Consider the following 23,412-nt stretch of genomic DNA (forward strand, 5'->3'; position numbering starts at 1 on the left):
TAACGGCGGAGGGCAGTTACTTGATCGTCTGCCACTCCAAGTCACGGCTTGCCGAATACAACGGGTCGGGGCGAACTTCCCCGGAAATCGGGTGGTGTGGCCAGAGCAGTGTTCGCGGATCCGAGCAGGTGATGTAGTTCGGGCGTTCTGTGAAATGGACTTCGTCAGCATCCGCGGGCTTTCCGGGTGCCGGCGGGTTTGCCATCCACGCGCATGCCATCAGGAAAGCTCTCATTTGTAGGTTGATCCAGAGGATCAGCGTGATGATGGAAGCGCCCGCCGCAAGGAGTGGGCTCGACGAAGCGCTGACTGCAGACGTGCCAAGAATTCGTAGCACGATCGATGCGACTGAGATGATTGCCAGCCCCCAGATCAGGTCTTTGCGCGGAGGATGAACGCGTGCGACAACCCAGATGAGAAGCCATGTGACCAGCGCATAGACGACGAAAGCGACCACGTAGGAAGCAATTTTCAGCAGGCCGGTGGCAACGGGTCCGGAAGACAAACCAATCGTGCCTAGGATCCACTGGCCACCAAGATCGACGACAATGCCAAGGCCGGCGCCCAGAATGATGGAGAGCGCAAGGCCGAGTGCCCCCAGCGCGTTACGCAGAATCTGTATCACCGGATTGTCGGGGACCGTGGGGATCGCGAACATTTTGCGAATCGAATTCGCGAGCTGTCCAATCACGCCGATGGCACTCCACGCCATGATCGCAAGAGCGATGATGCCGGTGATCGACACGGCTCCGGTCATCACGAAATCATCGGGGCTGACCATGCCGTTCGGGTTGTCATCTGTTTGGATCAGGGATGGGATGGCATGCGCAATCGCATCGAAGAATGCGGTGCGGAGCTCCTGATTGTCGCCGATGATCGACAGGAAAACAGTGACAAGAACGGTCAAAGCGGCGGTCAATGACAGGATTGCGGTCAGGGCCATGCCTGAAGAAATTAGGTTGCCGGAGACCCCGTTGTAGCGTGCGAGCATGCGCGCCAGGCGCGTATGTGCCCACCAGGCGCCAAGTTGGGCGACCTTATCGCCCAGGGTCGGGGCGCGGAGCGCGTCGCCGAGACGCGGGGGTGCGGAAGTGGGGATGGCATCCTCTTGTGTTTGAGGGGACGAGGCCGCCTGTTCTTTGGTCATGTACTCACCGTAACGGTGGTGGATGAATGGACACAACGAACGTGACGGATCCCTTTAGTGAGGGGGTGAAGAGATTAGAGTGTGGCTGCTTCGAAGTCGAATAGGGCCATGGTGGAGTACATACCTCGTTCATCGACTTTGTCGAGGCGGAATCCGGGGACAATCCACGAGGCTTCGAAGGTATCGCCGATATCTTCGGCCAAGTCAAGCACAGGATCCTCAAGACCCTGCGCCAAGGTGACGTGCGGGTGGTAGGGGAAACGTTGCTCGATGTTCAGTGGCCCAGTGCGGACTTCGTCGGCGAGGCTTTCACATTCACGTGCACCGTGATCCACATTGAGGAAGGCAACCGGTGAAATCGGACGGAATGAGCCACTGCCTTTGAGGGTCAGGCGGAAGGGGCGGTGGTGTTTTGCCACTTCACGCAGGTGACGAATGACTTCGGGACGCTCGCCCGAGGGGAACGGCGTCGGCGGAAGGATCGTAATGTGCGCCGGCACCATCGACCCTTGAAGATCTCCGAGGTTCAAGCGAAGTTCTGTCAGCTGTGTGACCCACGGCTCCGGGATTGCAACAACGACACCGAGCCAGTCTTGGCCGGGGGAACGCTGAGGAAGAAACATTGCAATGCCTAGGGTAGATGGTGAACAAGCGGAGTAGCTGTTGACAAGCCTACGTGAGCAACGCATATGCCCGCTAACCCACTTCGGTCCGCGTGGTGTGCAACGCCTTATACGTCATTGTGTGGACGCTAATGGCAGAATCGACGTATGACGTCTTCATCCACGTGGCTTGTTGTTGGCCTTGGTAATCCGGGGGAGCAGTATGCTGCGACCCGTCACAATGTCGGTCAGTTGACCGAAGATGTGTTGCTCCAACGTACAGGTGCATCGTGGTCATCTCATCGAAGTGGCACCCACGTAGCGGATGTGCGTCTTGGAATTCTTCCTGGTGGTGTGCCCGGCCCGAAGGTTGTGCTTGCAAAGTCGGATTCCTATATGAACACCTCGGGTGGCCCGGTTGGCCGACTGATGAAGTTCCTTGGAATCGATGCCGGTCATCTTCTAGTCATTCACGATGATCTGGATCTTCCTGCGCATGAGCTTCGCTTGAAAAAGGGCGGTGGCGAAGGTGGCCACAACGGGTTGAAGTCCATTTCTCAGGTCCTTGGAACGAAGGACTATCATCGCCTGCGTATTGGTATCGGTCGCCCGCCAGGCAGGCAGGCCCCCGCAGACTTTGTTCTTGCTCGTCTGAGCGCCAAAGACCGCCCCGAATGGGACGTGACCTTTGAAAATGCTGCCGACGTCGTCGAATCCATCGTGACAAACGGTTTTGCTCCGACTCAGATGGCTCTGCACTCAGCGAACTCAGGGAAGTAAAGAGTGAACCTTACCGGTTTAAAAGGCATCATTGCCTCAGATTCTGCACTTGATCAGGCATGCGGTTCGATCTCGTCGGCACGGAACGGTTGTTTTGTTGCTCCCGCTGGCGCGCATCCTCCCGTTCTTGCTGCTCTAAGCGAATACGGACAGGCACAGCCACTGATTGCCCTGACTGCGACAGGGCGTGAAGCTGAACGTTTGACTGCTGCCCTGAGGTCGTGGACGGACAGTGTTGAAATGTTCCCTTCCTGGGAAACGCTCCCGCATGAGCGTCTTTCACCTCAGGTCGACACGATGGCCCGTCGTATTGCTGTGCTCCGCAGGCTGGTCCATCCCGTTGCAGGCGATCCGCATGCGGGTCCACTTTCGGTTCTTGTTGTCCCGATCCGCGCGTTCCTCCAGCCAATTATTCGAGGTCTGGCTGACATTGAAGTCGTACGCGTCAAAGTCGGGGATCGTGTTGACTTGACGGATCTTGTTGACCGACTGACCGAACTGGGATACCAGCGCACCGACATGGTCGAATCTCGCGGACAAGTTAGCGTTCGCGGTGGAATCCTTGACGTTTTCCCGCCTCAGGAAGCGCATCCACTACGCATCGAGTTGTGGGGGGACGAAGTCGACGAGATTCGTGCCTTCTCTCTTCAAGACCAGCGAACCTTAGGGGAAGCACCGGACGGCCTCTGGGCAACCGCATGCCGTGAGCTCCTGCTCAATAGGGCCGTGCGAGCTCGCGCACGCGAACTGGCTACCAAGCTTCCAGGAGCGGCAGAAATGCTGGCACTCGCTTCCGAAGGTATCGCGGCGCCCGGCATTGAATCCCTGGCACCGGTTCTGACCTCCGGCATGGATCGTCTGCTTGACCTTCTGCCCGCAGATAGCCCGATTATCGCCTGCGACCCGGAGAGGATCGCTGCCCGCGCCCAAGACCTGATCGCAACGACCGAAGAATTCTTAGCGGCCGCCTGGTCCACCGCCGCCGGTGGGGGACACGTGCCCATTCAAGCAGGCGAGGCCTCGTTCCTTCAGTACGAGGACATCTGGAAGTCGGACGATCGTGCCTGGTGGGAATTGACCACGCTCCCCCCACCCGAACTTGCCGACGCGCTTGGCGAGGACACTTCCGACGCGCTCGCGGAAGAGACGAAGGCAGTGGTTGCGTCCCCAACTCTGATGAGCATGGGAGCGCGTGACGTACGCTCGTACAGGGGCGATTTTGTGTCGGCGAGCGCAGATTTGAAGCAGCTTGCGTCGCAGGGCTGGCGGATTGTCATCACAACCGAAGGCCCCGGTCCTGCACGCCGAATCCGCACAATTATGGCTGAAGCAGGGGTTCGGGCAACTCTGCGCGACGATATTGAGACTCCTGTCGAAGCCGGTTCGGTTGCCGTTACGACCGCGCAAGCTGGACAGGGTTTTGTCCTGCCGGATGAGCAGTTCGTTATCCTCACGGAGTCGGATCTGACGGGTCGTACGGGTTCTACAACCCGGGACATGCGACGGATGCCCTCGCGTCGCAAGAAGGGTGTCGACCCGCTGTCACTGCACCCGGGTGACTACATCGTCCACGAGCAACACGGTATCGGCCGATTCATTGAGATGGTCTCGCGCACCGTGGGACGTGGCTCCGCATCTGTCACCCGTGACTATCTGGTTTTGGAGTACGCGCCTTCAAAGAGAGGCCAGCGTGGGGATCAGCTGTTTATTCCGACCGATGCCCTTGGACAGATTTCCAAGTACACGGGTTCGGATCAGCCGACGCTGACGAAGATGGGTGGAGCTGACTGGGCGAAGCGGAAAGCGAAGGCGAAGAAAGCGGTCAACGAGATTGCTAAGGAGCTTATTCGTCTCTACGCTGCTCGCCAAGCAACCAAAGGACACGCGTTCGGCCCCGATACTCCGTGGCAACGCGAACTTGAGGATGCATTCCCATATGTGGAAACCCCCGATCAGCTGGTGACAATTGATGAAGTGAAAGCTGATATGGAGAAGCCGATCCCCATGGATCGCCTGCTGACGGGCGATGTCGGATACGGCAAGACAGAAATCGCTGTTCGCGCTGCGTTTAAAGCAATTCAAGATGGCAAGCAGGTTGCAGTGCTTGTTCCGACGACCCTGCTTGTACAACAGCATGTCGAAACTTTCACCGAACGCTACGCGGGCTTCCCCGTGACCATTGCGTCCCTCTCGCGTTTTTCAACGCCGAAGGAAACGCAAGAGGTGAAAGAGGGGCTTGCCTCGGGGCGCGTTGACCTTGTGATTGGCACTCATTCCTTGCTGACGGGAACGGTGGTGTTCAGGAACCTCGGCCTTGTCGTGATTGACGAGGAACAGCGTTTCGGCGTTGAGCATAAAGAGACGCTGAAGGCGCTGCGCACCGATGTGGATGTGCTGTCGATGTCAGCCACGCCGATCCCAAGAACGCTGGAAATGGCAGTGTCAGGTATTCGCGAGATGTCGATTCTGCAGACTCCGCCAGAAGAACGTCAGCCGGTTTTGACTTTTGTTGGAGCGTACACGGATGCGCAGGTCAGCGCGGCAATTCGCCGTGAGTTGCTACGCGACGGACAGGTGTTTTTCGTCCACAATCGCGTGGATTCAATTTCGAAGGTCGCAGCCCACATTCAGGAACTCGTTCCCGAGGCGCGCGTGAGGATCGCTCACGGAAAACTGAGCGAACACCAGCTAGAGGACGTGATCGTCGACTTCTGGAACCACGAGTTCGACGTTCTGGTGTGTACCACCATTGTGGAAACCGGCTTGGATATTTCCAACGCGAATACGCTGATCGTGGATCGCGCCGATGTGTTCGGTTTGTCCCAATTGCACCAGTTGCGTGGTCGAGTGGGACGAGGCCGCGAGCGTGCGTACGCGTATTTCTTCTATCCGGCGGACAAGACTCTGACGGAAACCGCGCATGAGCGCCTGAAAACTATCGCTGCGAACACCGACCTGGGTGCAGGGCTTGCTGTCGCACAAAAGGATCTAGAGATCCGAGGTGCCGGCAACCTGCTGGGCGGGGCTCAATCCGGTCATGTTGAAGGGGTTGGCTTCGACCTGTATGTGAGGATGGTCGCCGATGCGGTCGCAGCCTATCGGGGCGAGGCTCCTGAAGAGAAGAGCGACCTGCGGATGGATCTGAGCGTTGATGCCCACATTCCTGAGGACTATGTGCCCGGTGAGCGTCTGCGCTTGGAGGTATACGGCAAGATTGCGTCGATCACGTCGCCCGAACGAGCAGCCGATGTGCGCGAGGAACTGATTGACCGATACGGGCCGTTGCCCCGAAATGTGGAATTGCTGTTCGATGTTGCTCGCCTTCGCACTATCGTGCGCGCAACCGGTATTGAAGAGATCGTGACCCAGGGCAAGTATCTGCGTGTTGGTCCGGTAGACCTGCGCGAGTCTCAGCTTCTTCGCTTGAAGCGTTTACACCCGGGTGCGGTCATTAAAGCTGCTGTTCGACAGGTCATGGTTCCCCTTCCCATGACTAGTCGAATCGGCGGAGAACCGCTCACGGATGAAGCGTTGCTGGATTGGGTTGAAACTTTGGTAACGAAGATTCTTGTCCCTTTCAACGCCTGATTTCATCATCACGGCGCTTTCAGCACTTTTAAAGGAACGTGTCATAAAATAACCATGGCCAACATGGGCTATACGGCAGGGAGGACCTACGTGTTCAGCGTAAAGAAAGCAGCAATGGTTGCTGTAGCAAGCATTTCCATCCTGGGACTCGGAGCATGCTCGGCACACCCGGGCACCGCAGTTTCAGTGAACGGCGTCAACTACTCCGAAGCTGATGTCTCAGACGCCCTTTCCCAGTACGCTGAGTTGACCGGCCAGCCGATGGATCGCGCAACCCTTGTGGCCATGCTTCCCGATGCTTTGAAGTTCACGCAGCTGGCTAATGAGAACCAGATTTCTGCAACCGATGAGCAGGTGAATGAGTTCGTTGCGTCGCTCGTCGACCAGGGACGTATTCATGCTCCATCCGGTGACCTCAGCCCCGTTCTGACCGAGATTCTTCGCTACTCGGTGATCAAAGCTCAGCTGGACCAGATGGGCCAGGATGCGCTTGCCACCCTCGCGGAGGACTACCAGGAAATCGCTGCTACGCAGCAGGTTGACATCAACCCCCGCTACGGCACGATTACAGAAGATGGCAGCCTCAAGGCACCGATCTTCGGTGACGTTGTGGATGCCTCCGTTTTCACGGCTGACCAGACCAGTGGCGGAGCTGAGTCTGGCGAGTGATCGTGTGATCCATTCCTCCTTGGTTCCGTCAAAGATCGGGACCAAAGGCGGCTGAACGGATCATCGCACCCCACACGGCGTGAATGCTTGTTCAGATTTGCGTCTGCAACTAGGCCGAATGGCCGCAAACGTACTACCGTTATGACTGACAACAGTCCACGAAATTGATCGATTGGAGAATGACGTGGCAAGGATTGAGGCTATTGGAGCTCGCGAGATTCTGGACTCGCGCGGTAACCCGACCGTTGAGGTTGAGGTCCTGCTCGAAGACGGAACGCTTGCACGTGCATCCGTGCCTTCAGGCGCTTCCACCGGCGCATTTGAAGCAGTTGAGCGTCGCGACGGCGACAAGGGTCGTTACCTGGGCAAGGGTGTTCAGGACGCCGTTGACGCAGTGAACGACATCATCGCCCCCGAACTGATCGACGAGGACGCTGCAGATCAGCGCGCCATCGACCAGATCATGCTGGATCTCGACGGCACCCCGAACAAGGGCAAGCTTGGTGCAAACGCCATCCTCGGTGTTTCCCTCGCTGTTGCGCACGCAGCAGCTGAATCCGCTGGTCTGTCGCTCTACCAGTACCTCGGTGGCCCGAACGCTCACGTTCTGCCCGTCCCGATGATGAACATCCTCAACGGTGGTTCGCACGCCGACACCAACGTTGACATCCAGGAATTCATGATCGCTCCGATCGGTGCACCGACCTTCCGCGAAGCCCTCCGTTGGGGCGCAGAGGTCTACCACACCCTCAAGGGCGTCATCAAGGAACGCGGTCTGTCCACCGGCCTCGGCGACGAAGGCGGTTTCGCACCGAACCTCGAGTCCAACGCTGCAGCACTCGACCTGATCATCGAAGCAATCGAAAAGGCCGGCTTCAAGCCAGGCGAAGACGTTGCTCTCGCCCTCGACGTTGCTTCCTCTGAGTTCTTCAAAGACGGCCTGTACCAGTTCGAAGGCGAAGGCCGCACGACCGAGTACATGGTTGAGTACTACGAGAACCTCATCTCGAAGTATCCGCTGGTTTCCATCGAAGACCCGCTGTCGGAAGACGAATGGGATGCATGGAAGTCCCTCACCGACAAGATTGGCGATCGCGTCCAGCTCGTTGGCGATGACTTCTTCGTTACCAACCCGGAGCGTCTGCGCAAGGGCATCGAGCTCGGTGCCGCCAACGCTCTGCTGGTCAAGGTCAACCAGATCGGTTCGCTCACCGAAACCCTCGATGCAGTTGAGGAAGCACACCGTAACGGCTACCGTTCGATGACCTCGCACCGTTCCGGCGAGACCGAAGACGTCACCATTGCTGACCTCGCAGTTGCCACCAACTCCGGTCAGATCAAGACTGGCGCACCGGCTCGTTCCGAGCGCGTTGCCAAGTACAACCAGCTCCTGCGCATCGAAGAAGAACTCGGCGATGCAGCTGTTTACGCTGGCCGCTCCTCCTTCCCGCGCCTCGGTCGCTGAACTGAGCGTAGCTAGGAAAAACGCTTCGTTGACGATGTGCTCCACGCACTGAGGCGACGTGTGGGCCCCGAACCGACGGTTCGGGGCCCACTGCTGTATCAAGTCAATGAAACCTAAAAGTTGGAGCACATCACAGGTGCACGCTTCGGCTCGCCGTTAGGCTGACGCGCGCCAAAGCCCGAAGTGGGGCACCATTAGAAGCATGCCTCGTAATCCACGCAGTGAGCGTCCCCAAGCGCCCCGACGACCAGACCACAATCGTGGTCTATCGCGTGGAACCGCGCCCAAAAAGGATCAGAAGGCTTCAGAAAAATCATCCTTGTTCAAGCGCTCCAAGAAGTCTGATAGCGCAAAGGTGCAGGCAGATGTGCAGGTGCCACCCTCTCCCGCAGAACGCCTAGAGCGAGCACGGGAGATTCGTAGCGCTCATAAGGCGAATGTCGCCGCTTCAGCTCATCAGTTCCGTCCTGCACGTGTTCCGCAGAGTCGTGAAGAACGCCGTCGAGCTAAAGTTCGCGAGCGTCGTCAAGAGAAGAAAGCTCGCCAAGAACGCCGTCTTGCTGAAGGAAAGACGTTCCTTGTTGGCGGTCTGGAGCTTTCGACGCGTTTGCTCTCCGTTGTTGTTCTTGTTGGTGTGCTTGGGGCATTGCTCGTCCCCAATTTGTATGCGTGGTGGAAACAGGAGCAGGAGCTTCGCGACATCACCGCGAAGGTAGAACAGACGAAGCAACAGAATGCTCAGATGCGTGAGCAGCTCGACTTGTGGAGCGACCCGGAGTTCATTGCCTCGCAGGCTCGTGAACGACTCGGGTACGTGAAGCCGGGTGAGGTGCAGTACGCGGTGGTTGATCCTGGCGAGGAGTATGTGGACAAAGCGCAGATCAACGCTGCGTCGCCTGAAGGTCCAGCAAGGCCGTGGATTCAAGTTGTCGGTAAACTGATTCAAGAAGCTGACGAAGCTGAAGTGGGTCAGTCGAAGGCTGTACCATCGCAGTCTGGTGATCAGCCAGCGCCCAGTGGCGCGCAAAGCGCTCAATCTCAATAGCCGCGTGTCGCGGCCAAATCGTAAGGAGCACGTTATCGTGACCGAAGTGGGGAAAGACCCGTCGATCGCTACCGAAGCAGATCTGGATGTTTTGCGTGAGCAGTTGGATCGTGTGCCTCGTGGTGTTGTCGGTATTGGTGCACGTTGCGTGTGCGGCCGTCCGACTGTCGTGAAGACGGCCCCGCGTCTTGAAGACGGTAGTCCGTTCCCGACGACGTTCTATCTGACCAGCCCTCCGATCGTGAAGGCGTGTTCAACGCTCGAGGCCGAGCATGTCATGGAAGATTTCAATGACCTGCTGGCCAATGATGAAGAGGTTGCCGTTCAGTACCAGGCAGCTCATCATGACTATATTGAACGTCGTCTCGAATTGGGGGATGTTCCTGAAATCTCGGGTGTTTCCGCTGGTGGCATGCCGACGCGTGTCAAGTGCCTTCATGCTCTGGTTGGTCATGCCCTGGCAGCGGGTCCCGGTGTGAATCCGATTGGTGATCGCGCGTTAGCGATGATGGAAGAACGAGGGATGTGGAGCGCTCAGCACTGCTCCTGCTAATTGGTGGTTTCCGACCGGCGGTTGTTGTGTGGCAATGATGGTGTCGTTGATTAGGTGACGGCGTAGCTTGGGAGTGTGCCCCGAAAAGGAATGTGTATTTAATGAATCGTGTCGCTGGTATTGATTGTGGAACGAACTCCATCAGGTTGCTTGTTGCCGATGTGGAGCGTGATGAAAACGGTGTGCGCCTGACTGATTTGACTCGTCAGATGCGTATTGTTCGCTTGGGGCAGGGAGTAGATAAGACGGGTCGTTTCGATCCGGCTGCGATTGATCGCACAATTGATGCCGTTGTTGAGTATGAGCGCATGATTTCCCGCCTGGGTGCGTCGAAGGTGCGGTTTGTGGCGACGTCTGCGTCGCGGGATGCGTCCAATCGTGATGAATTTATCGATGCTGTTCGTTCGATTCTCGGCATCGAGCCGGAGGTTGTTGAAGGAACGCTCGAGGCCGCCCTGTCTTTCTCGGGCGCAGTCTCTGACCTAGGGGCAGGCGTCGAAAGCCCGATGCTTGTCGTCGATATTGGTGGTGGCTCGACCGAACTGGTCTTGGGCGATACTGAGGTTCGTCAGGCAATTTCTGTCGATATGGGTGCAGTGCGCGTGACAGAAAAATTCTTTGCTGACTGTGATCCGGAAGCGGGAATTCCCCTTGCTCATCAAGAGCGTGCAATCGAGTGGATTGATGAACAGCTCGATGGGGCGCAAAAGGTTGTTGACCTTGAGCGTGTGAAGACATTGGTGGGTGTTGCTGGCACTGTCACGACGTTGACCGCTCAGGCTTTGGGGCTTGCGACATACCAGCCGGAACTCATTCACGGTGCGTCGTTGAGTCTTGATCAGATTGATCAAGCGGTGCGTTTCATGGTGGATCAACCGACGAAGGTGAAGGCCGCTCTCGGGTTTATGCCTGAGGGGCGTGAAGATGTGATTGCGGCGGGTGCGCTGATTTGGAGCCGTATCGTCAAGCGTGTTGTTGCTCGCGCAACTGAGCAGGGGAGTGTCATTGACCATGTTGTGACGTCCGAGCATGACATTCTTGATGGCATTGCCATATCGCTTGCTTAGGCCCAGAGGAATTGCCTGAGATAGGTGGGGAGTGAAAAGTACCCCCAGTCGGACTCGAACCGACAACACACCGATTTTAAGTCGGTTGCCTCTGCCAATTGGGCCATGGGGGCCGCGCATGTGCGCGTCTCATTCTAACCTAAAGAACGCACTGCCTGAGCATAAGGATCTGCCGGCCATGCGCGCTTGTTCACCGATTTCTTAGGCCTTCTCCCTCTGGCGAGGGACGAGTGTTTTCAGGAAAGACACAGGTTTTGTGGCGGTTTTGTGCGGTTTCTTCTAGGGAAAGTCCGTGATAGTCATGGGACAATAGAGATAGACACGTAAGACCTAGGAGGCCAGAAGTTGTCTAACCCAGTTTTTGACAAGCTTGAAACTCAGTGGGCAAAGGAATCGCAGTATACGCCGGCGGGATACCCCGCAATGCCCGGATACACTCCATCATCGCAGCCGAGCGCCGGTAACGCTGCGGATCAGCGTTACCCATATTCGACGGCGAACTCGTATTCCACCCAAGCTGGGTCGGCCTCGTCGATGGACTACGGGCAGTACACGCAGTCTCAGATGGAGTCGATGTATCAAGCGCCGGCCGCGGATGCTGTTGACCGTGGAGTGATGACCTACGACGACGTCATTATGAAGACCGGAATTTCCCTGGGTGTCCTGCTGGTTGCCGCTACGGCAACGTGGATGCTGTCTGCCGTGAACCCGTCGATGGCGATCGCGCTGTCCGGTGTTGGCGTGCTTGTTGGCTTCATTCTGGCGATGGTGAATTCGTTCTCTCAGACGATTCGTCCCGCTCTGATCCTCGCTTATGCAGCCTTCGAGGGTTTGGCTCTTGGCGCAGTTTCTGCCGTCTTCGAATTGATGTACCCCGGAATCGTCGTTCAAGCACTCGTTGCGACGGCCGCCGTCTTCGGTGTGACCCTTGCGCTCTTTGCTTCCGGTAAGGTCCGTAATTCGTCGAAGCTGATGAAGTTCACGCTGATTGCACTGATCGGCATCCTCGTTTACCGACTCTTGTCATGGGTTTTGACCCTGACGGGTGTCCTTTCCTCCGGTGGCTTCGACTCGATTACTGTGATGGGTATTCCGCTGGGCATTGTCGTTGGTCTGCTGGCTGTCTTCGTTGGAGCAGCCTGTCTGATCGGCGATTTTGACCAAGCGCGAATCGGTGTAGAGCAGGGCGTTCCTGCAAAGTATGCGTGGATGTGTGCTTTCGGTATTCTGGTCACCGTCGTGTGGATGTACCTGGAGATTCTGCGACTCATCGCAGCATTCAGGGACAACTGACTCTTCCTCTCCGATTCCAACGCAAGGAATCGAATCCTTACCGTGCATCACGAATCTTGAAGGAATCCTCATGGAAAACATCACTGTTACCGGCGACTTTGCCCGTAAGCCTCAGCTCGCCTTCGAAAATGATCCCTCCGACGAACTTCTTGTCGAGGTCCTGACAGAAGGCGACGGCGATGTCGTTGAAGCCGGAGACACCATCCACTGCCACTACCTTGGCCAGGTGTTCGGTGGCGATATCTTCGACAACTCCTACGATCGTGGGGCGGCTCTGAGTTTCCAGATCGGCGTTGGCATGGTCATCCGCGGATGGGACGAGGGCCTGCTAGGCCACCGCGTTGGTTCGCGCGTTCTGCTCTCCATTCCGCCGGAATACGGCTATGGCGCACGTGGTGTTCCGCAGGCAGGTATCGGTGGCGGTGACACGCTGGTGTTCGTCACCGACATCATGGGCGTTGCCTGAGTTCAGAGACAACGAACCGCGCCCGTAGCAAGCACAATGCGTTGCTGCGGGCGCGGCCTCGTATATATGCGCACAAGCCGAACGGAAAACGTTGGGTGTTGACGTGCGAGGTGACTAGACGATCGGGCAGGGGATCCCTGTTCGTGCGTGGCATTCGTATCCGTTGGGATTCTTAAACAGGTACTTTTGGTGATAGTCCTCTGCGTACCAGAATTGACCGGCTTTAGATGCAGGGGCGATCTCAGTTGCGATTTGGCCGAAGCCAGCTTCGCTGATCTTTTCTTGATACGCATCACGGGCAGCGAGAGCCACTGCCAACTGTTCATCCGTCGAAGTCCAGATTGCACCGCGATACTGGGGTCCACGGTCGTTACCCTGGCGGTTCACTTGAGTCGGATCGTGAATCTCAAAGAAGAGGGAAATGAGCTGAGCCGCACTGGTCTTTTCGGTTGAATAGACAACACGCACGGTTTCAGCATGGCCGGTCAGCCCGCTACAGACGTCTTCGTAGGAGGGGTTTTCCAGCGTGCCACCCATGTAGCCCGTTGCGGTTGCAACGACCCCCGGAGTATTCCAGAAGGCTTTGTCGACTCCCCAGAAACACCCCGCTGCAAAATAAATGATTTCTTCGTTTTCGCCGGGCTCGGTGTGAATGGGAGCGTTGAGAGCGACAGGGGCAATGAAACTGCCACCGCTGAAAAGGTCAGTCAGGTTTTTCATGGCTTCATCCAAACACTGAATACGCCAAGGCGCGACAGGAGGAGGAAATAGGCTACAAAGGAATTTGTACATGGTCTTGGGTAGTCTTGAAACAGTTCAACAGTGAAAGGGGTCGCGATGTTTGATCGCAGCGGACGAAACAAAGCGCGCCTTGGTGCGTTTGTTGCTCGGTTTGCGTCAGAAGCGGAGCACAAGAATGCCGTCGGCGCAGAAGAGCCCACGATGGAGTTTCACCGCGGGGATACGCTTGAAAGTGAACGCGATGCAACAAGGTCCGTTCCCTGGCCCCTTCGCTTATCTGCCGCACTGTCATGGCGTCTGATTGTCGTTGCGATCGCAACTGCGGGTATCGCGTGGGCTGCCTCCAAGATCTGGACGCTGATTATTTCCGTCGCGATCGCTTTGCTTCTTGCTGTCTTACTTGAACCGCTTGTGCGTTGGCTGACAGTAAAGGCAAAGCTCCCGAGGACGCTGGCAGCAGCTCTGGGTCTGCTATTCCTGGTTGCGCTTGTCGCCGGTGCTCTGTCGCAGGCGGGAACAGAAATTGCCATGCAGTTGCCTGATCTGATGAGGAAGGCTAGCGGTGGTCTTGATACGTTCCGTGACTGGTTGGCTCAGTTGCCATGGAAGATCGACATGACGGTCTTCGACAACGTTGTCACCAGTGCGATGACTCAGATTACCAACTATGTGCAGCAGAACGTGCAGCAGATTTTCAGCCAGGCCTACTCGGTTACATCCTCGGTGGTATCGCTGGTTTCCGGCTTCCTGATCATGCTGTTCTGCCTGTTCTTCTTCCTTAAAGAGGGACGCACAATCTGGCTGTGGATTGTGCGACTGTTCCCAGCTCCGGCACGTACTCCTCTGCACGAATCTGCGATTCGTGGCTGGGTGACGCTCGGTTCGTACGTTCGAACCCAGATTCAAGTTGCCGCTATCGACGCGGTGGGTATCGGTTTGGGAGCCTTCTTCTTAGGGCTCCCCATGGTTCTTCCGATCATTGTGGTCGTATTCTTTGCGTCCTTCGTTCCGATTGCTGGCGCAATGGTGTCTGGTGCCATCGCTGTTTTGGTTGCTTTGGTTGATCAGGGGATTACGGCTGGCGTTATCATGCTGGTTGTTATCTTGGTGGTTCAGCAGGTCGAATCGAATCTTCTTCAGCCTCTGTTGATGTCTCACGCTGTTTCTCTTCACCCGATAGCCGTGTTGCTTGTCGTGGCAGGCGCTGGTTCGCTGGGTGGCATTCCTGGCGCTGTTTTCGGTGTTCCGATTGCGGCGTTCTTGAATGCCACGTTCCTCTACCTGCACGGATATGACTCCATGCCAGAGCTGGCAACAAAGCAGGATCGTCCCGGCGGTCCTCCTGGAATGCTCGATGAAATGGTCGCAGCATCGTACGCGTCGAAGACGCACGTCAACGAGGCCCCAGCTCAATCTTCATCCCAAGACGCGGCGTCTCAGATCGTGGCTGACGGATCGGTTGCGTCCACTTCTAGGCGTGAGGCCCCCGTTCCAGGGGAAAAACCGGATATGGACGGCACTGAAAGTGCCCAGAGCATGGAAAGCCCAGGGAGGCTAGGTAGCGTTTAAGATTGTTCAACACGTGTGGCGGGGTCAGTAGCCAAAGACTACTGACCCCGCCACACATGCTTCGGCGCTATTTCCCTCCGGGTGTTCTACGGAAGCGTATCTTCTTTGAAACGCTGACCGTGAAAGAGTAGGAATGAAGGGGCGCTCTAGAGCGGATCAGCCCGCGAAAGGCTTTGCTGTGAGGATCTCGACCTCGATCTCCTTGCCATTTGGAGCCTCGTATGACACCTTGTCGCCCGTCTTGTGCCCGGTGACCGCGGCACCCAGAGGAGCCTTCGCAGAGAAGACCTGCACGCCCAAGTCTCCACCAGCGTCACGTGAACCGAGAAGGAACGTCATCTCGCGTCCGCCAACCAGAGCAGTCACAACCATGCCGGGTTCAACGATGCCGTCATCAGCGGGCGTTTCGCCAACCTCTGCTGAAGCGAGCATCTCCTGGAGAGTCTGGATGCGCGTTTCGTTCATCGACTGTTCGTTGCGTGCAGCGTGGTAGCCACCGTTCTCACGCAGGTCGCCCTCTTGGCGAGCCGCATCGATCAGCTTCGCAATTTCCGGGCGCTTGATTTCAATGCGCTCGGTGAGCTCTTTGTGCAGAAGGTCGTACTGAGCCTGAGTCAGCCACTGAGTGTCGGCCATAAGTGTCCTCCAAAAACGATAGCCGGAACGATGGTACCGGCGCTAAGACTCAGTCAGTCTAGCAATGTCAAAACATTCCTGCCCGAATGTGAAGTAGTCAGGTGAATTCCGGGCGCAAACGTAACGTGCAGATGAGCCGTCCGGCCTCGTCAACACGGGCAGAGAAAATCAGAGAAGAACGGCCAAGTACACGCCCACGCAGTGGCATGCCCAGGCGGCAACGGTGAAAGCGTGGAAGATTTCGTGGAACCCGAACCACGTCGGGGAAGGATCCGGACGCTTTGTTGCGTAGACTATTGCGCCCAGTGTGTAAAGAATGCCCCCCGCGACGATCAGCCAGACCATAGCCGGGCCACCAGCGCTCCAGAGCTGAGGGAGGTATGCGACAGCAGTCCATCCCAAAACCACGTAGATTAACGTTGAGAGCCGCCGCGGGGCGGTCGGCCAGAAAAGGTTGATGAGGATCCCGATGACGGCCCCAATCCAGACAATCGACAGCAGAACCATTGCATCGTGCCTGGTGAGCAAGGCAACCGACAAGGGAGTGTATGTGCCAGCGATGAGAAGGAAAATATTCGAGTGATCAAGCCGTTTCCACACGAGCTCCCAGTTCGGCTTCCAGTAGAAGCGATGATAGAGAGCCGAGATGCCAAAAAGAAGAAGAGACGAGGCAAGGTAAACCGCGGATGCCCACTTCGTCGGAGTCGTTGGGGCAAGACAGATCAGCACAATTGATGCCGCTAGCGAGAGTGGGGCTGTAACAAGATGCAACCATCCTCGCAGGTGAGGCTTAATAGCGATCAGCTGGTTTGGAACCCACGACTTCGGATGAAGCGATGCGACCTTCATGATGCCTCCCACAACGAATTCAAACGCGAATTAATCAAACCGTGGCTGTCAGTCTCACGCTGACATCCACATAACCTACGTTACCGTAAGTTAACGAATGCGTACGAGTGGCAATTCAGCAGATGAACATCTTCCAAGGCCTCCAAGGTGTTCGGTTCCAACAATCGTGGTCATCGCGCACCTCCACTGTGCATACGCGCGCAGGTAAGGTCACTTTCACTATGAAAAACGATTACCCTTAACGCAGATCAACGATCGCTAGCGGTTGCCCAATACGGTGTCGCTAACGGTTACGACACTGTCAACTGCTACCGGTAGTCTGAAATGGGAGGGACCATGGCGCGACTCGCTCTGGCCTATGACCTGTACGAGGAACGTCTGCGCAAGCAGCTTCCCCAGTCGGCCATCCCCAGACACATTGGTGTCATTCTTGACGGAAACCGTCGTTGGGCCAAATCCACCGGAAAACAAGCGTCGCAAGGTCATCGTGCCGGCGCCGAAAAGATCTCCGAATTCCTCGTCTGGGCAGAAGAACTCGGCGTCGAAGTCATCACCTTGTGGATGCTGTCGACCGACAATCTTTCTCGCACATCAGAGGAACTGACCGAACTCCTTGGTATCATCGCCGACGCCGTTGACCACTTGGCTATGCAAGGAAAATGGCATCTCAACGTCGTTGGAGACTTGGGCCTACTCCCCGAAGACGTAGCAGCGCGGATCCGCGCATCGGTTGCATCGACCGCGACCGTTCGGGGCATGAAAGTCAACGTTGCCGTCGGCTACGGAGGACGCCACGAAATCACCGAAGCTGTTCGCGCGATCATGCGTGAGGCGTCGGCCCAGGGGAAGAACCTTGACGAAGTCGCGGACTGTCTATCCGATGCGGATATCACTGCTCACCTGTACACGAAAGACCAACCGGACCCCGATTTGGTGATCCGCACGTCCGGCGAGCAACGACTGTCCGGGTTCATGATTTGGCAGTCAGTCCATTCGGAGTACTACTTCTGCGAGGCCTATTGGCCGGACTTTAGGCGCGTGGACTTCCTGCGTGCTCTGCGCTCCTATGCTCAACGTGAACGCAGGCTGGGAAAATAGATCCGTCGGAGTGTGACACTGGTGGAGTAAAGCCACCTGTTGGATAAAGAATACGGGCGATACTTCATGAGGTATCGCCCGTATTGTACGTAGCGCGTCAGTCGATTTCGTACGACCACGGTGGGTTAGCGCCCGCGCGCGACACGGTCACGTCAGAGATGCGGGAAGCGCGGTCAAGAATTGTTTGAACCTGGTCAGCATCAATTGTCTCAAGAGCGACGCGTCCTTCAGCACCGCACAGCTGAAGACCCCACATTGCATCCAAAATGCCACCCATGAACGAATCACCGGCACCAACGGTGTCGACGACCTTGACATCGCCGGGGGTAGCTTCGACGCGGACACTTGACTTCGAAACGGCTAGACCGCCCTTCTTGCCACGAGTGACGATAATCAACGAAGGCCCAAGGTCAAGCCAACGGGCAATCACATGATCGAGGTCTTCACCATTGGTAAGCCACTCAAGATCCTCGTCGGACACCTTGATGACGTCCGATACTGCGACAAATTTTTCGACCAGGGGCATGGCTTTTTCTGGCGAGCCCATAATGGCAGGACGAGCGTTCGGGTCGAAGGTGATCAGTGCGTGAGGGCGCGCGGTTTTCAGGGCCTCGTACACGGTGTCGGCACCGGGTTGGACGGCCGCGGAAATCGAGCCTGCGTGCACGATCAGCGCCTGGTCAGAAACGGGGATCGGGCTGGTGGGGTTCCAGTCGAAGTCGAAGGTGTAGGTGGCCGCGCCCTTGTCATCAATGGATGCAAGAGCAGTGGTCGTGTGGTGAGCCCCGCGCGATTCGGGGGTGATGACCACGTGGGAAGCGGTGAAGTGTTCCTCGATGACCTTGCCACGTTGATCGTTTGCAAACCAGGTGGAGAGCACCGACGGGCGTCCCAGACGCCCGAGGGTCATAGCGACGTTCGCTGGCGAACCACCGGGGATTTCGCGTGCATCTTCAGGGTGAGAAATAGGCGTAACGATGTCAATGAGCGCTTCGCCGATGGCGAGAATATGAGGCTCGTGAGCAAGATCCATGGCACATCCTTTGTCGGGTGCGCAGACAGGCTGCGCGATCTGTACCGATTTTAGTCTGAGCAGGGTATCAACGTGCCCAATCGATGCTCGCGTGTGGCATCTGTGCGCAGGGTGTTGGTCTGTTGCCCGCCATGGTCGCCGTGTTCGACCCCAAAGCGGATATCAACTGGATCTCAAGCACATCCACAAAGACTCCCAAATGAATCTGATACAAGCTCTATCGCGAACCATCATTCGCGCCTGCCAGCTTACTGTGTGGGGGCCTCAGCCTTATCCAGACGAGACGCGGCAACATCAAGAATCTGCTTGCAGTGAGTGGCCAACGCTTCCCCGCGCTCCCACTGAGACAGAGTCGTTTCAAGCGGTGCTTGACCCGATTCGAGTTGCTTGACGATCTGCACGAGTTCGTCGCGTGCTTGCTCGTAGGACAGTGACTCGACGGGAGCCAGTTCGTTATCCATATGTACCTCCGGGGTATGACAGTCGATGTGAGAGTGAATGGTTGATGTGCAAAGAAAGGGGGACGAGGTCGCGCCCATTTATCCGTTCGCTTGGCCTGTCGGCGACGCGGGCGTAGTTCCCACAACCTGAGCGACCATTCGGCCCGATGCAAGGATGCCTTCGATCAAACTACCTTTTGGTGCGTCGGCAACATCCTTGATGATTGCTCCACTGGGAAGCTTCAGAATTGAATATCCGCGATCGAGTGTTCCCTGCGGGGAAAGAGCAGTGAGTGTTGCCTGCATCCGTCCCAGTGCGGTTGTTTCAGCTGAAAGGCGTCGCTCGACTGCATGTCGCAAACCGGTGAGCGTTTGAGCAAGCCCCGCGCGATGCGTATCGACGACTGCCCCCGGGCTGAGCAGAACCGGGCGAGAAGCGTATGAATCGATGAGCTGGCGCTCGCGGCCCAATCGAAGCATGATGGCTCCGCGCATTGTGTCGATTGCTGTTTGAATGTGCGCTTGCTCAGTTGCATAGTCCGGGACGATTCGCTTCGCGGCATCCGTCGGAGTCGACGCCCTGAAATCGGCGACAAAGTCCAGCAGGGGAGCGTCGGCCTCGTGTCCAATCGCCGACACGACCGGAGTGGAAGTTGATGCGACGGCGCGCAGTAGTCGCTCGTTAGAGAACGGCAGAAGGTCTTCGACGGAGCCGCCGCCGCGTGCGATGACGATGACATCAATATCAGGCCGTGCGTCCAATTCACTGAGAGCACTCATGACTTCGGGTACGCAGCGCTCGCCTTGAACGGCGACTTCCCTGATCTCGAAGTCGGCGACGGGCCAGCGGTCTGTGGCGTTGACGAGGACATCGTCTTTCGCCTTCGCGTTCGACCCGCAGATCAGGCCGATTCGACCGGGCAGGAAGGGGATGGGCTTCTTTCGCTCAAGGGCAAAGAGTCCTTCTTTTTGAAGCTGAGCGCGCAATTGCTCGATCTGAAGCAGAAGATTGCCCGAGCCCGCGATACGGATTTCTTGTGCGCGCAGATTCAGGGAACCCTTAGATGTCCAAAACTGAGGGGTAACACGCGTGACGATCCGTGCGCCCTCTGTGAAAGCGCCACCAAGTTCCTTCAGCATCCCCGGCCATGCGGTGACGGTCATCGAAGTGTCGGTCTCAACATCACGGAGGACGAAGAATGCGATTTTCGAGGTAGCGCGTGGCTTATATTCAACGATCTGGCCTTCGACCCAGAGCGTAGACATGCGTTCGACGTAGATTTTGATGTTCTCCGTTAGCTTGCGGAGAGGCCAGGGGTTATCTGCGGTTGTGTCCGCGGCCCGAAGTGCCAGAGGTTGATTCGTCACGCATCCAAGAATGCCACAGGCCATGGGTGAATCGAATTGCAGAAATGTGGAGCTGTGCTCAAAGCCTCGTTCAGCGCGCACTCACGACACAGATGTCGGTAAATTGAGAGCATGAGTGACCTGACGGATGCTTTTCCCGCCATCGATTCGACCTACTCCGCTTCTTCGAAGGAATCGGGGAACGAGACCGGCCATATCTACTTGGCCGCCCCACGTGGGTACTGCGCCGGAGTGGACAGGGCTGTTGATGTCGTTGAAAAGGCCTTGGACCTTTACGGTGCGCCGGTTTACGTGCGTAAAGAGATCGTGCACAACAAATACGTCGTTGAGTCACTGACGAAGCGTGGTGCGGTTTTCGTCCAAGAGACTGACGAGGTCCCCGAAGGAGCTCGCGTTGTCTTTAGCGCGCACGGTGTTTCGCCACAAGTACGTGATGGAGCTGAACGTCGTCGGCTTGCCACGATTGATGCGACGTGCCCGTTGGTGACCAAGGTTCACCGCGAGGCCATGCGTTTCGCGAAGGAAGACTACGACATCATTCTGGTCGGACATCAGGGGCACGAAGAGGTCGAAGGTACTTTCGGTGAAGCCCCTTCGCATATTCAGGTCGTGGGAACCCCCGACGAGGTCGCAAACGTTGAGGTTCGTGATCCTGACCGTGTCGTGTGGATTTCACAGACCACGCTGTCCGTTGACGAGACGCGCGAAACGGTTGACCGTCTGCGTCAGCGTTTCCCCAATCTGATTGACCCGCCGTCGGATGACATTTGCTACGCGACCCAAAACCGTCAGGTTGCCGTTAAGACGATTGCCCCGAAGGTTGACGTCATGGTGGTTGTCGGTTCGGCGAACTCCTCGAACTCGGTGCGCCTTGTCGAAGTCGCTCTTGAAGCCGGTGCCGGTGCAGCGTATCGCGTGGATAAGGCTGAAGAACTGCAGGAAGTCTGGTTTGAAGGCGCCAAGACGGTCGGACTGACCTCGGGTGCTTCCGTGCCTGAGATCCTGGTTCGCGATGTTATTGAGTGGTTGCAACCTCGTGGGTTCCCCACGGTTGACGTTGTTCGAACTGAAACGGAAACGATCACCTTCGCGTTGCCTCGTAATTTGCGAACGGAACTGAAAGCGAACGGCTTAGTCGACGCGCGCCCGCACGCACCGCGCAAGGCTGGCCCTGATCACACTAGCTGATACTCCATACGATGGCGCGCTGACCTAGAATGGTCAGCGTGTCTCTTACTATCGGAATCGCAGGACTGCCCAACGTCGGCAAGTCGACCCTGTTCAATGCTCTGACTCGCGCCACCGTTCTGGCGGCGAACTACCCGTTCGCAACCATTGAACCGAACGTTGGCGTTGTGCCTTTGCCGGATCCTCGCCTGAAGGTGCTGGCGGATATCTTCCATTCAGAGAAGATCATTCCCGCGACGGTTTCCTTTGTTGATATTGCAGGTATCGTCCGAGGTGCGTCTGAGGGTGAAGGCCTGGGCAACCAGTTCCTCGCGAATATTCGCGAGGCCGACGCGATCTGCCAGGTAACTCGCGCATTCTTAGACCCGGATGTCGTGCACGTTGACGGCAAGGTTGATCCTGCTTCCGACATTGAGACGATCCAGACCGAGCTGATTCTTGCCGATATCCAGACGCTGGAAAAGCAGATCCCGCGCCTCGAAAAAGAGGTACGAGGTAAGAAGACCGAAGCGGTCGTTCTTGAAACTGCCAAGGCAGCTCTTGAAATCCTCGAACGTGGCGAGCTCCTGTCGGGCCCTGCGGGCGCTGACTTGGATCCCGATGCGCTGAAATCGTTCCAGCTCATGACGACTAAGCCGTTCATTTTCGTGTTCAACATGGACGCGAAGGGGATGGAAGACGAGGCCCTGCAAGCATCGTTGCGTGAGCTGGTCGCTCCGGCTGATGCCATCTTCCTTGACGCTCAGTTCGAAGCCGAACTGGTTGAGCTTGATGAAGACGATGCGCGCGAGATGCTGGAAGAATCCGGACAGAGCGAAGCCGGCTTGGACAAGCTGGCGCGCGTTGGGTTTGAAACTCTTGGCTTGCAGACCTATCTGACGGCAGGTCCGAAGGAATCGCGCGCGTGGACGATCCATCGCGGTGATACTGCTCCGCAGGCTGCCGGCGTTATCCACACGGACTTCCAGAAGGGCTTCATTAAAGCTGAGATCGTGTCCTATGACGACCTGATCAAATACGGTGGCATGCAGGAAGCCCGCGCGGCCGGCAAGGTCCGCATGGAAGGCAAGGATTACGTGATGGCTGACGGCGACATCGTCGAGTTCAGGTTCAACGTCTGAACCTCTGACCAAGTTCCGAACGGGGCTTACATCAAAGAAGTAGAATAGAGGCTGTGACGTTCGTCTCGTGCGAAACGTGGTTGAGCTCCGCTTCAACGTTGAGCGAGGTGCCCCACCCATTGCAGTTTTCTGCTGCTCGGTCTGATACTTGAAGCATGACGATGTGGAAAGTGTCTGATGACTGGTTTGATCGGCACACAACCCAAGACCTGGCATACCGAGTCCGGGTGCGTGTCATAACGCCGAAAGCGCTGGACTCCGCGTGGGCGCGCATTGTTGAAGAGCACGGTTCTGATGCCGAGGGTGTTGTGTCAATCGGCGGGGCTGCGCTCATCCGGGTCAACGACTGCGAGGCTGAGGCCATCAGCGGGGGAGAAGACGCCCTTGACTCTCTTGAGTGGGCGGTCAACGACGTTCTCGGTGAGGCCCTCAAGGGGGCCGAGGTGCTCGTTGTAAGCGAAGAGCGTTCCCTCGTCATCGACTAGGGAACGCTCTTCGGCTGCTTCTGAAATCAGCTGTGTGGTTAGGGGGTCATGCCCGATGCCCGGTCAGCTTCTTCAGTGGTCCTGATGAAACATGCGTTTGCCTGAGGCAGCCAGAAGAACGCAATCAGAAGGATCGAAATGATGACCACTGCGACCGTTCCGCCGCCACCGGACTCGAGGCCTGCGACGGTGCCTTGCGCGCCCCAAGG

22 protein-coding genes and 1 tRNA gene are annotated in these 23,412 nt (G+C 57.0%); 14 read left to right on the forward strand and 9 right to left on the reverse strand.

Annotation, left to right across the window (positions count from 1 at the left end):
- Positions 1–16 precede the first annotated feature (16 nt).
- Positions 17–1,147: a YhjD/YihY/BrkB family envelope integrity protein gene (locus QP442_RS03855; protein WP_103632039.1), complete on the reverse strand. Its 1,131-nt coding sequence runs from the start codon at positions 1,145–1,147 to the stop codon at positions 17–19.
- 74 nt (positions 1,148–1,221) lie between these two features.
- Positions 1,222–1,770 carry a 2'-5' RNA ligase family protein gene (locus QP442_RS03860; protein WP_103632038.1) on the reverse strand — a complete coding sequence of 183 codons (549 nt, stop codon included), beginning with the start codon at positions 1,768–1,770 and terminating at the stop codon, positions 1,222–1,224.
- A 147-nt stretch (positions 1,771–1,917) separates the two neighbouring features.
- Between QP442_RS03860 and pth the strand changes: the two genes are divergently transcribed.
- From pth to QP442_RS03895, 7 genes are all read left to right on the forward strand, one after another.
- Entirely contained in the window at positions 1,918–2,529 is a 612-nt protein-coding gene (pth, locus tag QP442_RS03865; protein WP_103632037.1) for an aminoacyl-tRNA hydrolase, read from the forward strand.
- A gap of 3 nt (positions 2,530–2,532) precedes the next feature.
- Positions 2,533–6,117 carry a transcription-repair coupling factor gene (mfd, locus tag QP442_RS03870; protein WP_285069641.1) on the forward strand — a complete coding sequence of 1,195 codons (3,585 nt, stop codon included), beginning with the start codon at positions 2,533–2,535 and terminating at the stop codon, positions 6,115–6,117.
- Between the two features lie 54 nt (positions 6,118–6,171).
- Positions 6,172–6,786 carry a hypothetical protein gene (locus tag QP442_RS03875; protein ID WP_285069642.1) on the forward strand — a complete coding sequence of 205 codons (615 nt, stop codon included), beginning with the start codon at positions 6,172–6,174 and terminating at the stop codon, positions 6,784–6,786.
- Positions 6,787–6,970: 184 nt separating this feature from the next.
- Positions 6,971–8,251: a phosphopyruvate hydratase gene (gene eno, locus QP442_RS03880; RefSeq protein ID WP_179369854.1), complete on the forward strand. Its 1,281-nt coding sequence runs from the start codon at positions 6,971–6,973 to the stop codon at positions 8,249–8,251.
- Between the two features lie 319 nt (positions 8,252–8,570).
- Positions 8,571–9,296: an FtsB family cell division protein gene (locus tag QP442_RS03885; protein ID WP_181002096.1), complete on the forward strand. Its 726-nt coding sequence runs from the start codon at positions 8,571–8,573 to the stop codon at positions 9,294–9,296.
- 37 nt (positions 9,297–9,333) lie between these two features.
- Positions 9,334–9,849, forward strand: a complete 516-nt coding sequence (locus QP442_RS03890) for a DUF501 domain-containing protein (RefSeq protein WP_103632071.1) — start codon at positions 9,334–9,336, stop codon at positions 9,847–9,849.
- Positions 9,850–9,950: 101 nt separating this feature from the next.
- A complete protein-coding gene (locus tag QP442_RS03895) occupies positions 9,951–10,916 on the forward strand; it encodes a Ppx/GppA phosphatase family protein (protein ID WP_285068086.1) in 966 nt (321 codons plus the stop codon).
- Between the two features lie 39 nt (positions 10,917–10,955).
- Here QP442_RS03895 and QP442_RS03900 read toward each other — a convergent pair.
- Positions 10,956–11,029, reverse strand: a tRNA-Leu gene (locus QP442_RS03900).
- A gap of 232 nt (positions 11,030–11,261) precedes the next feature.
- On the opposite strand from QP442_RS03900, the gene QP442_RS03905 reads away from it, so the two are divergent.
- Together QP442_RS03905 and QP442_RS03910 are read left to right on the forward strand one after the other, a co-directional pair.
- Entirely contained in the window at positions 11,262–12,209 is a 948-nt protein-coding gene (locus QP442_RS03905) for a Bax inhibitor-1/YccA family protein (protein WP_285069643.1), read from the forward strand.
- A gap of 70 nt (positions 12,210–12,279) precedes the next feature.
- Positions 12,280–12,675 carry an FKBP-type peptidyl-prolyl cis-trans isomerase gene (locus tag QP442_RS03910; protein WP_103632030.1) on the forward strand — a complete coding sequence of 132 codons (396 nt, stop codon included), beginning with the start codon at positions 12,280–12,282 and terminating at the stop codon, positions 12,673–12,675.
- Positions 12,676–12,789: 114 nt separating this feature from the next.
- Here the strand turns inward: QP442_RS03910 and msrA are convergent, their stop codons facing one another.
- Entirely contained in the window at positions 12,790–13,395 is a 606-nt protein-coding gene (gene msrA / locus QP442_RS03915) for a peptide-methionine (S)-S-oxide reductase MsrA (RefSeq protein WP_285069644.1), read from the reverse strand.
- Between the two features lie 117 nt (positions 13,396–13,512).
- Between msrA and QP442_RS03920 the strand changes: the two genes are divergently transcribed.
- A complete protein-coding gene (locus QP442_RS03920) occupies positions 13,513–14,985 on the forward strand; it encodes an AI-2E family transporter (RefSeq protein WP_103632028.1) in 1,473 nt (490 codons plus the stop codon).
- 156 nt (positions 14,986–15,141) lie between these two features.
- Here QP442_RS03920 and greA read toward each other — a convergent pair whose 3' ends face one another.
- Together greA and trhA are read right to left on the reverse strand one after the other, a co-directional pair.
- Entirely contained in the window at positions 15,142–15,621 is a 480-nt protein-coding gene (gene greA, locus QP442_RS03925; RefSeq protein WP_103632027.1) for a transcription elongation factor GreA, read from the reverse strand.
- Between the two features lie 168 nt (positions 15,622–15,789).
- Positions 15,790–16,470: a PAQR family membrane homeostasis protein TrhA gene (gene trhA, locus QP442_RS03930; protein ID WP_103632026.1), complete on the reverse strand. Its 681-nt coding sequence runs from the start codon at positions 16,468–16,470 to the stop codon at positions 15,790–15,792.
- A gap of 336 nt (positions 16,471–16,806) precedes the next feature.
- On the opposite strand from trhA, the gene QP442_RS03935 reads away from it, so the two are divergent.
- A complete protein-coding gene (locus tag QP442_RS03935; RefSeq protein WP_219585367.1) occupies positions 16,807–17,568 on the forward strand; it encodes an isoprenyl transferase in 762 nt (253 codons plus the stop codon).
- Between the two features lie 97 nt (positions 17,569–17,665).
- Here QP442_RS03935 and QP442_RS03940 read toward each other — a convergent pair whose 3' ends face one another.
- The 3 genes from QP442_RS03940 to xseA all read right to left on the reverse strand — a co-directional run bounded on the left by QP442_RS03940 (position 17,666) and on the right by xseA (position 20,433).
- The gene (locus tag QP442_RS03940) at positions 17,666–18,601 is read right to left on the reverse strand and encodes a carbohydrate kinase family protein (RefSeq protein ID WP_285069645.1); all 936 of its coding nucleotides are present in this window, start codon (positions 18,599–18,601) and stop codon (positions 17,666–17,668) included.
- A gap of 248 nt (positions 18,602–18,849) precedes the next feature.
- Entirely contained in the window at positions 18,850–19,062 is a 213-nt protein-coding gene (locus tag QP442_RS03945) for an exodeoxyribonuclease VII small subunit (protein ID WP_103632023.1), read from the reverse strand.
- A gap of 78 nt (positions 19,063–19,140) precedes the next feature.
- On the reverse strand, positions 19,141–20,433 hold the full coding sequence (xseA, locus tag QP442_RS03950; protein ID WP_285069646.1) for an exodeoxyribonuclease VII large subunit: 1,293 nt from the start codon (positions 20,431–20,433) through the stop codon (positions 19,141–19,143).
- 87 nt (positions 20,434–20,520) lie between these two features.
- Here xseA and QP442_RS03955 point away from each other — a divergent pair, with 87 nt between their 5' ends.
- The 3 genes from QP442_RS03955 (at position 20,521) to QP442_RS03965 (ending at position 23,203) form a co-directional block, all read left to right on the forward strand.
- Positions 20,521–21,597 (forward strand): 4-hydroxy-3-methylbut-2-enyl diphosphate reductase, encoded by a 1,077-nt coding sequence (locus QP442_RS03955; protein WP_103632021.1) that lies wholly within the window; start codon positions 20,521–20,523, stop codon positions 21,595–21,597.
- Between the two features lie 38 nt (positions 21,598–21,635).
- Positions 21,636–22,718 (forward strand): redox-regulated ATPase YchF, encoded by a 1,083-nt coding sequence (ychF, locus tag QP442_RS03960; protein ID WP_219585357.1) that lies wholly within the window; start codon positions 21,636–21,638, stop codon positions 22,716–22,718.
- A 155-nt stretch (positions 22,719–22,873) separates the two neighbouring features.
- Positions 22,874–23,203 (forward strand): XRE family transcriptional regulator, encoded by a 330-nt coding sequence (locus QP442_RS03965; RefSeq protein WP_285069647.1) that lies wholly within the window; start codon positions 22,874–22,876, stop codon positions 23,201–23,203.
- The last annotated feature ends 209 nt before the right edge of the window (positions 23,204–23,412 follow it).

It is taken from the genome of Pauljensenia sp. UMB1177 (genome assembly GCF_030217965.1).
Taxonomy (GTDB): Bacteria; Actinomycetota; Actinomycetes; order Actinomycetales; family Actinomycetaceae; genus Pauljensenia; species Pauljensenia turicensis_A.